At 57.3% G+C, this 11,735-nt stretch carries 8 protein-coding genes; 3 read left to right on the forward strand and 5 right to left on the reverse strand.

Translation table 11 applies throughout. From position 1 onward, the window contains the following. Window positions 1-65: 65 nt before the first annotated feature. From AB8804_RS11210 to betT, 5 genes are all read right to left on the reverse strand, one after another. A complete protein-coding gene (locus tag AB8804_RS11210; RefSeq protein ID WP_371186010.1) occupies window positions 66-2,429 on the reverse strand; it encodes a fimbria/pilus outer membrane usher protein in 2,364 nt (787 codons plus the stop codon). Between the two features lie 172 nt (window positions 2,430-2,601). Then, entirely contained in the window at window positions 2,602-3,282 is a 681-nt protein-coding gene (locus tag AB8804_RS11215; RefSeq protein WP_371186012.1) for a molecular chaperone, read from the reverse strand. 57 nt (window positions 3,283-3,339) lie between these two features. Beyond that, window positions 3,340-3,894, reverse strand: coding sequence for a fimbrial protein (locus AB8804_RS11220; protein ID WP_371186014.1), 555 nt, complete (start codon window positions 3,892-3,894; stop codon window positions 3,340-3,342). Window positions 3,895-4,012: 118 nt separating this feature from the next. Further along, the gene (locus tag AB8804_RS11225; RefSeq protein WP_371186016.1) at window positions 4,013-4,594 is read right to left on the reverse strand and encodes a hypothetical protein; all 582 of its coding nucleotides are present in this window, start codon (window positions 4,592-4,594) and stop codon (window positions 4,013-4,015) included. A 1,059-nt stretch (window positions 4,595-5,653) separates the two neighbouring features. After that, window positions 5,654-7,687: a choline BCCT transporter BetT gene (gene betT, locus AB8804_RS11230; RefSeq protein ID WP_371186019.1), complete on the reverse strand. Its 2,034-nt coding sequence runs from the start codon at window positions 7,685-7,687 to the stop codon at window positions 5,654-5,656. A gap of 128 nt (window positions 7,688-7,815) precedes the next feature. Here betT and betI point away from each other — a divergent pair, with 128 nt between their 5' ends. The 3 genes from betI to betA are packed head-to-tail and all read left to right on the forward strand — an operon-like array spanning window position 7,816 to window position 11,567. Further along, window positions 7,816-8,403, forward strand: a complete 588-nt coding sequence (gene betI / locus AB8804_RS11235; protein WP_371186021.1) for a transcriptional regulator BetI — start codon at window positions 7,816-7,818, stop codon at window positions 8,401-8,403. Between the two features lie 13 nt (window positions 8,404-8,416). Continuing rightward, entirely contained in the window at window positions 8,417-9,889 is a 1,473-nt protein-coding gene (gene betB, locus AB8804_RS11240; protein ID WP_371186023.1) for a betaine-aldehyde dehydrogenase, read from the forward strand. Between the two features lie 13 nt (window positions 9,890-9,902). Next, window positions 9,903-11,567, forward strand: coding sequence for a choline dehydrogenase (gene betA, locus AB8804_RS11245; protein WP_371186025.1), 1,665 nt, complete (start codon window positions 9,903-9,905; stop codon window positions 11,565-11,567). Window positions 11,568-11,735: the final 168 nt, after the last annotated feature.

An 11,735-nucleotide genomic window follows, 5' to 3' on the forward strand; every position in this document is an offset into this window, starting at 1 on the left:
CCTTTTAGGTGAGGCGTAGGCCTTCCCTCACAAAAGTCATCATGCGCGTCAACGCAGTAAGAAATTTAACGACACGCCGCGGCGGTACGCTGAATTTTCCCCGGTAGGGCATTCAGGGTTATTCTGGCGCGGCAGGTTTTCGCCCCCCAGCGTACCGTTAAGCCGTCGCCGTCGTTCAGGCCGCTCATGTAAACCTCGCCGTCGCTTCCCACAATGCTCATCGCATCGCTACCGCTGAGCGTGACCATCGCGCCAAAGGGCACCGGCGAGTTCTGATACCGCAGCGTGATTAAGGCCCGGTACCCGGTTCGCGCGTTGAACGTCGCGCGCACCACCGCGCCGCGCGTCGGCACGACGTTGACCACCGACTCGGCCACATCCACGTCCGGCCCCAGCGAGCCGGTGTCTATCGCAATCCGGTTTTCCTGATAGGCGCTGGCATAGGGCACCACCGCGTAGCCGCGCCAGTCCGTTTTCACGCCGGGGTTGTTGCGCACCCGCACGCCGGGCGCGCCCTGCGCTTCCAGCAGCACAACGGTATCTCCCAGCGGCTGCGAGAAGGTCACGCCGTGCTCATGGCCGACGATCCCCCCCTGCAGGCCAAAGTTCAGCTGGCTGTTCTGTCGGCTGTGGTTATAGCCCGCGCTCACGGTGCCGTAGCCGCCCTTGTAGGTTCCACTCAGGGCGCTTCTCGACTCCCCGCCCGACGAGGTATAGCCCTGCTGGACCAGGTAGCTCAGGTTGTTATCGGCGAGCGCGGTGCCGCTCAGCCCCACCTGATGCGTCTCCGGACCATTCTTTTGCATATTCACGCTGTAGCTGGCCCAGCTTTGCGGCAGCCATTTGCTCAGCGGCACCTGCAGGCTGAAGGCCAGGATCTGGTCCTTGCGGTCTTTGCCCGGCGTTTCGCTGTAGGTGTAGCCGAGCGAGTAATTGACATCGCTGATGCTGGTGTTAAAGCCGGTGCTGACGTTGCGCTCATAGCCCCGCTTGCTCCAGTAGTCCTGCTGATAGGCCGAAATATAAAAGTTTCCCCAGCTCTGCAGCGACTGGCTGAGGTTGAGCTGCAGTCGGCTGCGCTTGTTGTAGCGCTGGCTGCTAAATTCATTCACTTCCTGAAAGGTATAAAACCCTTCCGTCGAGTAGCGATAGCTGGCGAGCGTCACCGTGGTGTCGGTGGTGGCCACCGTTTTCGAATACTGCACGCGATAGGACTGCCCCCGGCTGCGGCGCTTTTTCTCATCATCGAGCTGGCTATCGGCAACGGTAACGTCCGCCGACAGCGAGCCAATGTCGCCAAAGCTGAGGCCGGTACCGAGCACGCCGGAGGTATAGTTGCTCGCCCCCAGAACGCCGCCATACAGCGTGAGGTGATTGGAGAGGCCATAGGCCAGCGTGCCGAGGCCGAATGAGGGCGTTTGCGCGCCGTGCTTCGTGGTGCGGTACTCCCCGGTGCTCAGCGCATACTTCACGCGCCCTTCCCGCAGCATGACCGGAACCGCAGAGAAAGGCTGCACGAAATGCTGGACGCTGCCGTCGGCTTCGGTGACCACAATGTCCAGATCGCCGCTCGCCGACGTGGGATAGAGATCGCGAATTTCAAAGCTGCCGGGCGCCACGTAGGTTTGATAGACCGTATAGCCGTTTTGCTTCACGGTGACCGTGGCGTTGGTGCGGGCGATCCCCCGAATGATGGGGGCGAAGCCGCGCATGCTCTCCGGCAGCATGGTGTCATCGGAAAAAACCTGCGCTCCGCGAAACATCACGCTGTCAAACACGTCGCCGGGGGTGCTGGTTTCCCCCACCTGGAACTGCCCCCGCAAGAACTGCACGTCGCGGCTCAGGGTGGTATTCAGTGACGAAAACGACTGTTTTCCGTTGTTCTTCGTCGCGGTGCTGTAGTTGCGCAGGCGCCACGGCCCCACGTTAATGCCGCTTTGCAGGTTGGTGTAGAGCTGATCCTGCGTCTCGCCGCCCCGGCTCCAGCTGCGCGACCCGTTGATGCTGTAATTGACCAGCAGCGCAGAAATGCCCTGGTTCCAGAGCGCCGGATCGACGGTGCCGCGCGCCCGCGCGTTAAGCGCCGATTGCGGGATGGAGATATCCAGCCTCTGCCGGTCAAAATCCAGGCGGGCGGTGGCATCCGGTATAAATGCGCCGGGATCGGTAATAATGGTCTCGCCCGGCAGCATCGCTAATTCAGGAAAGGCTTTAACCCTGACGCCGAGCGACTCCAGCTCGCCGCGGTTAAGCTCCGGCGCCAGCCCGACGCCGTTTACAGGTACAAAAGAGATATTTTCCGTTCGGATATAATTTTCATTGAGCCAAATTTCCACCCTGTAGGTGCCGGGCAACTGCTCGCCCCGCTCGAAGCGGCCCAGATCGATCTCCTGAGACGTAGAGTGCATTTTTTCAAGCGCATCGGCCATAAAATAGAGATCGCCCGCGGCTGCGGGAAATACGCCCGAAATAAAAAGCGCTATCGTCGAAAGTCGACTGACGCGGTGAGGCCACGAGCCAGAGAAAAAACCATATCGAGAATAAGAAACAATATTCACTTTGCTTACCTGCGCGAGTGACATAGCGTGTTGTTAATATTTTTTATTTCAGCATCTGGCGCTTTTCTGTCGTTACGCCACCAAAATCATTTATGGCTTTCCACGCCACCTGCCCTCCACTCCCGGCCACCGTTACGGAACTCAAGGGCGAAATCATGGGCGGCTGCGCGATCGTTTTATTGCCAACCGTTAATGAATAAAGAGAAACGTAGAACGGCGTCGGATTCGCTATCACCAGACGGTCGCCGCGCGGCTCAAAGGTTAATTTCGCCCATGCCTCAGCCGCGTTTTCCGACGAGAGGGCCGCAGGCCGGTAGAAAAGCTTCATGCGCGTCTTCACGGCAATAAGCAGACGGTTTTCATCTGACCGGGTCATGGAGGGAATAGACTTTACGTTAAGCCAGAAAACGGATTCGCGATTTTCAGGCAGCGGCTTCTCGCCGGTATAAATGACCCGCAGCGTATTTTCATGGCCACCGTCGAGGCGAAACAACGGCGGCGTGACGATAAAAGGAACCTGCTCCTTCGAATTTTCGCTTAATTCAACCCATGACTGAATTAAATAAGGAACAGCATCCTTGCTGTTACTCACAGGAAGTGAGGCTTCGTTTTCAGCTCCATTATAAATTAAGCGCGTTCCGCCAACGGTGATGCTGGCCTGTCCAGGAATGGAGAGCAGGCAAGCGCCTAATAATACAATCGTTCGAATAAGTTGACTCATCATACTTCCCCGATATTCCGGCAGGAAACAACGGGGCGCACCTTAGGTACGCCCGGCGTATTACTGATAGGTAATGGTAAAATCTGACGTTGCGTTTGCCGTACCCGCCACCACGGCAGCCTGCGTCGCCTTGTATTTCGCCACGAAGGTCATCTTGTTGCTGTTGGCGGGCTCTTCGCCTGCGCTGGTGTCGAGGGTGATGCTCTTAGACTGGGTCGCCAGCGGGATCGCGGTGATACCGTCCTCTTCATAGAACGCCACGCCGACGCCTTTCGCCGTTTGACCGCTGTTCAGCGCAAGAATGTTGGTGTCGCTGCTGTCCGCCGTGCCGTCAAACTTCACGGAGGCAGAGGTGACGGCCGCAGGGCAGTTGTTCAACACAATGCTGAAGCGGGTTGCGGCAGCAACGGCCCCGGCCGCGTTAAACGAGCTCTTAGGGATTTTGCCGAGGTTAACGGTCTGGTTCGCCGTGTTGGTATCAATCGTACAGGCAGAATCCAGAATGGTGCCGGTAAAGTTGATTTGTCCGTCGGCCGCGCTGGCGGCAAACGTTATTCCAGAAACGGCTGCTGCCGCGACCATATTTCGAATGACACTGCTTAACTTCATTTGCATAGCTATATATCCTCAGGATTGAAGGTATCTGCGCAAAATTCGCTTTTGCGCAGGAAGAGCGGAACTGGGCCGCTAAATTAATTTTTTTCGTTCGAGGCGGTAATCAGGCGTGGTTTTGCTATGAACACCTCAGGCTTTGCGATGATAAAAGTAAAATAAGCTGTTTCATTTCCAGACCATTGCCTAACGCCAGTCGATTTCTGACATAGTAATTTTTGTTAATTTCGTATTTATTTTTAATTCGACACTGGCTCGTCGATTTGTCATAAACCTTCAGGAGAAAGTTTAAATGATCGTCCGATAGCCGCGTCGACAGCCTCTGATACAGCACGTCTTTTAATACGCAGGGGTTTTCAGTCGCCCGATGCTTAGAGGCGCGCTCGCACAGCTGCTTGAGATCCTTAAGCGTGGTGACAAGGCGGAAGAATTTTAAAAATCCGTTCTCCGCATTATCCTCGGGCGCAATAAAATAGGTAAGGCGCAATAACCCTCTCGCCGCAAGCCGGTAATAGAGCCAGCGGATATTCTCGCTACTTTCTCCAATGGTATCGATGAGAATGTAGGACTTATCCAGAATGGTCGCGCTGACTAAAAACTCCAGCCGGTTGTCAAAATAAAATATTTCCCTGCTGCCTGAGTTCAATGATTTAATTGCCTGCCTCATGGCAAAGTTTCGGGAGAAAACTAATAGCGCCGTCAAAATTCATTCCTTTTGAAATTTATCATCGTCATTGTGAAGAAGGTTTGACAACATATATGCGTTCTAACGAACCGCGGTCGATTTTGTACGCTTTCCCATACGCTCTTGTAAAAGGGTACCGTTCAAAGCCCACGGTATTAAACGCGTTCTGAATTTTCTTCATCATGGACAACAAGTAGGATTTCGAGCACCGGAGTCCATAATCGTCGAACACGTGGATGATGATGTCATTATCGTAAACAATTTCGTTATCCATCCCCGCCAGGAGATACTCGAACAGTCTCGCTTTCGTCGTGCCGAATCTTTTAATACGTCCATTCTTGATGTTGATAAGCGTTCTGGTTGAAAGCCGATACTCAAGATGATGGAAAATCGTGTATCCATACAGAAGCTCGTCAGAGACAAAAGGCACAAAGACTCCTTAGAAGTTTATCGTTCTCATTTCCATGTCGGCGTCTTCTCCATTCGAAAGGGTTTCGGTGTTCATCTGATGCACTGAAATGTTATTAAAATGGAGAAAATGTGACAATGAGACTAATTTATTAAAGCAAATCACTACCATACACACTCAATGCGACACAAAAATCCACTTAACACGTTTTATTAAGTTTAAAAACACAAATGTTGCATTTATGTTTTTTATAACCGCATTGCGAAACAAAAAATTCACATCAATATATCTATCTAAAATTTACGTATGATTAGTAAAAAAACCTACAAAAAATAAACATTATTTTATAATCAATGAGTTACAAAGATATCTCAGCCCTGTTAAACCTAGTCTTAATAGGGTTAATTTAGGATTTTTCATGACATCTTTTGCGATTTTCCCAAATGAAAACTGACAAACGCTGAACCTTCTTTACACTTGAAACATTCCAGGCGCTTCCAAAAAGCAAAATAATCTTAACAAAATCATATAATTGAATTAAAACCCCTTCCCAGATCAATTTTCTCAACGCAAATTAACAATAATCACCGCTGCATCACGCAGGTAAAAAAAAGGCAAGGTTGACTATCAACCTTGCCCGCAGAGGAACGGAAAATGTTTGAAGGGAATCAGGTATCCGGGAACATAACGCTATTGCCCGGCGCTTCCCTGTGGAGGTGAATAAAGTTCAGGTGGCGCTCGTACTGGTCGAGAATGTCCGTGATCACCTGCTCTTTGCTGTAGTCCATCAGATCGTTACCCTGACTTCCCTCAAGCAGGAACGTCTCGAGCCGGTAATAGGTCGATTTCCCGCTGCGCGCGCGGTAGGTAAACCCGGGCACCGAATACTGCTGCGGCCAAATCTGGTAGACAAAGTTCTGCTCGTCGCCCATGTGCACCAGCAGATCCAGGTGCCCCAGATTCTCGCCCTCGTCCGGCGGCAGGCTTTTCAGCTCGACGTAAGCCCCGCGCAGCTTCAGCTCCTGCGCCACCTCCTCCATCGCCGGGTAGCAGACCGTTTCCATCATCTGCCTGGTGTAGCGCGTGCCGGGGTAGTTCATCAGGCGCGAGAGGCGCTTTTTCCAGCTCAGGCGGTCCTGCAATCCCAGCGGGCGCGGGGCGGTATCGCGGCTGGCGCTTTCGCGGCGATAGTCCTCTACCTTGAGCGATTTATACAGCCCGGCCATCACGAAGAAGATCACGAAGCTGAACGGCAGCCCCATAATCACCGTGGTGTTTTGCAGCGCCGAAATGCCGTTGGTCATCAGCATGCCGAGGGTCAGCAGGCCGATGGCGACCGACCAGAAGATGCGCAGCCAGTTCGGCGCGTCGCTGTTGATGTCCTTCAGCTTCGAGGTGAAGTTGCCCAGCACCAGCGCGCCGGAGTCCGCCGAGGTGACGTAGAACAGCAGGCCGGTGATGGTCGCCACGGAGGCGCTAAAGGTAAACGCCGGATACTGCGCCAGCAGGCTGTAGAAGCCGCGCTCCGGGTGCGCCATCGCTTCCTGAGCAAAGCCCGCATTGCCGTGAATGATCTCGTGCAGCGCGCTGTTGCCGAACACCGACAGCCACAGCAGCGTAAAGGTGAACGGGATAATCAGCGTGCCCATCACGAACTGGCGAATGGTGCGCCCGCGCGAGATGCGCGCCAGGAACAGGCCGACAAACGGCGACCACGCCACCCACCACGCCCAGAAGAACAGCGTCCAGCTGTTCATCCACTCTACCGGGCGGTCGAAGGCGAAGCTGTTCAGCGTCATGCCCATAAAGCGGTTCACGTAGTCGCCCACGTTGAGCACCAGCGCGTTGAGCAGGAACGAGGTGTCGCCCATAAACAGCACGAACAGGATCAGGCCCAGCGCCAGCGCGACGTTCAGCTCGGAGAGCACGCGGATGCCCTTGTCCACGCCGGAGGTCACCGAAATGGTGGCAATAATCACCGACAGCGCAATCAGCGCCGCTTTCGCCGCCATTGAATCCGGGATATCAAACAGCACGCTCAGCCCGTAGTTGAGCTGCACCACGCCAATCCCCAGCGTCGTCGCGATACCAAAAATGGTGCCGATCACCGCCGCGATATCCACGCTGTGGCCAATCGGCCCGTTAATTTTTTTGCCGAAGATCGGGTAGAGCGCGGAGCGGATGGTGAGGGGCAAATTATAACGATAGCTAAAGTATCCCAGCGCCATCCCCATCAGGGCGTACATCGACCAGCCGGTTAAGCCGTAGTGGAACAGCGTCCAGACCATCGCCTGGCGCGCGGCCTCCATCGTCTGCCCCGCCCCTTCCGGCGGCTGCATATACTGCGTGACCGGCTCGGCCACCGAGAAGAACATCAGGTCGATGCCGATGCCCGCGGCAAACAGCATCGCCGCCCAGCTCAGCAGGCTGAACTCGGGCTTGGACTGCTCCGGCCCGAGCTTCACGGAGCCGAAGCGCGAGCACGCAATGCAGACGACGAAGACGATGTAGAGCGTCGCCGCCAGCAGGTAGTACCAGCCGAAGGTCTTCGACACCCAGTTCAGGGTGCGCCCAATCCACTCGGCGGAAAAATCACGAAAGAAGATCGTCGTCAGGGAAAACAACAAAATCAGCCCGGCGGAGGTGTAAAAAACGACCGGGTTGATTTTGTCTTTTTCTCTGTCTTGTGAAAGGTCTGTCATCCAGTATCCCCACTGTTTTTGCAACTATTAAAATCCAAATCCGCAACAATTAAGACACATTTTATATTGAACGTCCAATCAAAAACCGCTTTAATGTATTACCAACGCTGATGAATGGAGTGGCAAAAATGCCCAAAGTGGGGATGCAGCCGATCCGGCGCAGGCAGCTTATCGACGCCACGCTGGAAGCAATAAATGAAGTGGGAATGCACGACGCGACGATCGCGCAGATCGCCCGTCGGGCGGGCGTTTCCACGGGGATCATCAGTCACTACTTCAAGGACAAAAACGGCCTGCTGGAAGCGACCATGCGCGACATCACCGGCCAGCTGCGCGACGCGGTGCTGAACCGTCTGCACGCCTTACCGCACGGCAGTGCCGAACAGCGTTTGCAGGCAATCGTCAGCGGCAACTTTGATGAAACCCAGGTCAGCAGCGCGGCGATGAAGGCCTGGCTGGCCTTCTGGGCGAGCAGCATGCACCAGCCGATGCTCTACCGCCTGCAGCAGGTCAGCAGCCGCCGCCTGCTGTCGAACCTGGTGAGCGAGTTTCGCCGCGAGCTGCCGCGCGAACAGGCGCAGGAGGCGGGCTACGGGCTCGCCGCGCTGATTGACGGGCTGTGGCTGCGCGCCGCGCTGAGCGGCAGGCCGCTGGACAAAACGCTGGCCCAGTCGATTACCGGCCACTTTATCAGCCAGCATTTACCGACCGATTAACCGAGGAGAAATTATGTCCCGAATGGCAGAACAGCAGCTTTATATCAACGGTGGTTATACATCGGCCACCAGCGGTCGCACCTTCGAGACCATCAACCCGGCCAACGGTGAAGTCCTGGCGACCGTACAGGCCGCCGGGCGCGAGGACGTCGATCGCGCCGTAGAAAGCGCACAGCGCGGGCAAAAAATCTGGGCGGCGATGACCGCCATGGAGCGCTCGCGCATCCTGCGCCGCGCCGTGGATATCCTGCGCGAGCGCAACGACGAGCTGGCGAAGCTCGAAACCCTCGATACCGGTAAAGCGTTTTCCGAAACCTCAACCGTCGATATCGTCACCGGCGCGGACGTGCTGGAGTACTACGCGGGGCTGATCCCGGCGCTGGAAGGCAGCCAGATCCCGCTGCGCGACACCTCGTTCGTCTACACCCGCCGCGAGCCGCTGGGCGTGGTGGCGGGCATCGGCGCGTGGAACTACCCGATCCAGATCGCCCTGTGGAAATCCGCGCCGGCGCTGGCGGCGGGCAACGCGATGATCTTCAAGCCGAGCGAAGTGACGCCGCTCACCGCGCTGAAGCTTGCCGAAATTTACACCGAAGCGGGCGTGCCGGACGGGGTGTTTAACGTCCTGCCGGGCGTGGGCGCGGAGACCGGGCAGTTCCTCACCGAACACCCGGGCATTGCCAAAGTCTCCTTCACCGGCGGCGTTGCCAGCGGCAAAAAGGTGATGGCGAACTCGGCGGCCTCGTCCCTGAAAGAGGTGACGATGGAGCTGGGCGGCAAATCCCCGCTGATCGTCTTCGACGACGCGGATCTGGATCTGGCGGCGGACATCGCCATGATGGCCAACTTCTTCAGCTCCGGCCAGGTGTGCACCAACGGCACCCGCGTGTTCGTGCCCGCAAAGCATAAAGCCGCTTTTGAGCAGAAGATCGTTGAGCGCGTGGGCCGCATCCGCGCGGGCGATCTGTTCGATGAAAACACCAACTTCGGCCCAATGGTCAGCTTCCCGCACCGCGACAGCGTGCTGCGCTACATCGCCAAAGGCAAAGAGGAAGGCGCGCGCGTGCTGTGCGGCGGCGACGCGCTGAAGGGCGACGGCTTTGACAGCGGCGCGTGGGTGGCTCCAACGGTGTTCACCGACTGCACCGACGAGATGACCATCGTGCGCGAGGAGATTTTCGGGCCGGTGATGTCCATCCTCACCTACGAATCCGACGAAGAAGCGATTCGCCGCGCCAACGACACCGACTACGGCCTGGCGGCAGGCATCGTCACCGCCGATCTGAACCGCGCGCATGGCGCCATTCACCAGCTCGAAGCGGGCATCTGCTGGATCAACACCTGGGGTGAATCCGCCGCCGAGATGCCGGTGGGCGGCTACAAACACTCCGGCATTGGCCGCGAGAACGGGGTGATGACGCTGCAAAGCTACACCCAGGTGAAGTCCATCCAGGTTGAGATGGGTAAATTCCAGTCCATATTTTAACCGGGAGGTTTATTTGCAATTTGACTACATCATTATTGGCGCCGGCTCTGCCGGCAACGTGCTGGCCACGCGCCTGACCGAAGATCCGAACACCACCGTGCTGCTGCTTGAGGCGGGCGGTCCGGATTACCGCATGGATTTTCGCACCCAGATGCCCGCCGCGCTGGCGTTCCCGCTGCAGGGCAAGCGCTACAACTGGGCGTATGAAACCGAGCCTGAGCCGTTCATGAACAACCGCCGCATGGAGTGCGGACGCGGTAAAGGGCTGGGCGGTTCGTCGCTGATCAACGGCATGTGCTACATCCGCGGCAACGCCATGGATCTGGACAACTGGGCGAAGGAAGACGGCCTGGAGCACTGGAGCTACCTCAACTGCCTGCCCTACTACCGCAAGGCGGAGACCCGCGACGTGGGGCCGAACGACTACCACGGCGGCGACGGTCCGGTGAGCGTCACCACCTCCAAACCGGGCGTTAACCCGCTGTTTGAGGCGATGGTGGAAGCAGGCGTGCAGGCGGGCTATCCGCGCACCGAGGATCTCAACGGCTACCAGCAGGAAGGCTTCGGCCCGATGGACCGCACGGTGACGCCGCAGGGCCGACGCGCCAGCACCGCGCGCGGCTATCTGGACCAGGCGAAGCCGCGCCCGAACCTGACCATCCGCACCCATGCCATGACCGATCACATCATATTTGACGGCAAGCGCGCGGTGGGCGTCGAGTGGCTGGAGGGGGAAAGCACTATTCCGTCAAAAGCGACGGCAAACAAAGAGGTCCTGCTGTGCGCGGGGGCCATCGCCTCTCCGCAGATCCTCCAGCGCTCCGGCGTGGGCAGCGCGGAGCTGCTGAAGCAGTTCGATATCCCGCTGGTCCACGATCTGCCGGGCGTGGGCGAAAACCTGCAGGATCACCTGGAGATGTACCTCCAGTACGAATGCAAGGAGCCGGTCTCCCTCTACCCTGCCCTGCAGTGGTGGAACCAGCCGAAGATTGGCGCGGAATGGCTGTTTGGTGGCACCGGCGTGGGCGCGAGCAACCACTTCGAGGCGGGCGGATTTATCCGCAGCCGCGAGGAGTTCGAGTGGCCGAACATTCAGTACCACTTCCTGCCGGTGGCGATTAACTACAACGGCTCGAACGCGGTAAAAGAGCACGGCTTCCAGTGCCACGTCGGCTCCATGCGCTCGCCGAGCCGCGGCCACGTGCGCATCAAATCGCGCGATCCGCACCAGCATCCGGCGATCCTGTTCAACTACATGTCCCACGAGCAGGACTGGCAGGAGTTCCGCGACGCGATCCGCATCACCCGCGAAATCATGCACCAGCCCGCGCTGGACAAATACCGCGGCCGCGAAATCAGTCCCGGCGCCGAGTGCCAGACCGACGAGCAGCTGGACGAGTTCGTGCGTAACCACGCCGAAACCGCCTTCCACCCGTGCGGCACCTGCAAGATGGGCAGCGACGAGATGGCGGTGGTCGACGGCGAGGGCCGCGTTCACGGGGTTGAAGGGCTGCGCGTGGTGGATGCGTCGATCATGCCGCAGATCATCACCGGCAACCTGAACGCCACCACCATCATGATCGGCGAGAAAATTGCCGATGCCATTCGCGGGCGCGAGCCGCTGGCGAAGAGCACCGCGGCGTATTATGTGGCGAATGGCGCGCCGGTGAGACGCTGAGGTTATCCCCTCACCCTAACCCTCTCCCCATAGGCTGAGGGTTCCCCAGTAATTTTCTTGCTCTTAAAGCAATGAAAAAATTACAGGATAATAAAAGACTTACAGCGGTCCCCTGGTCCGGCTGAAAATCGCTGAGGCGTTGACCGTAGGCCGGGGCGAGGCGCACGG

The sequence above is a fragment of the Enterobacter sp. KBR-315C3_2022 genome, assembly GCF_041399425.1.
In the GTDB taxonomy this organism is placed as follows: Bacteria; Pseudomonadota; Gammaproteobacteria; order Enterobacterales; family Enterobacteriaceae; genus Enterobacter.

Bases quoted from the DNA above. Each gene is read 5' to 3' on its own strand.
- AB8804_RS11210 (WP_371186010.1), bottom strand. From the start codon at position 2,429: ATGGCCGATGCGCTTGAAAAAATGCACTCTACGTCTCAGGAGATCGAT.
- AB8804_RS11215 (WP_371186012.1), bottom strand. From the start codon at position 3,282: ATGATGAGTCAACTTATTCGAACGATTGTATTATTAGGCGCTTGCCTG.
- AB8804_RS11220 (WP_371186014.1), bottom strand. From the start codon at position 3,894: ATGCAAATGAAGTTAAGCAGTGTCATTCGAAATATGGTCGCGGCAGCA.
- betT (WP_371186019.1), bottom strand. From the start codon at position 7,687: ATGACAGACCTTTCACAAGACAGAGAAAAAGACAAAATCAACCCGGTC.
- betI (WP_371186021.1), top strand. From the start codon at position 7,816: ATGCCCAAAGTGGGGATGCAGCCGATCCGGCGCAGGCAGCTTATCGAC.
- betB (WP_371186023.1), top strand. From the start codon at position 8,417: ATGTCCCGAATGGCAGAACAGCAGCTTTATATCAACGGTGGTTATACA.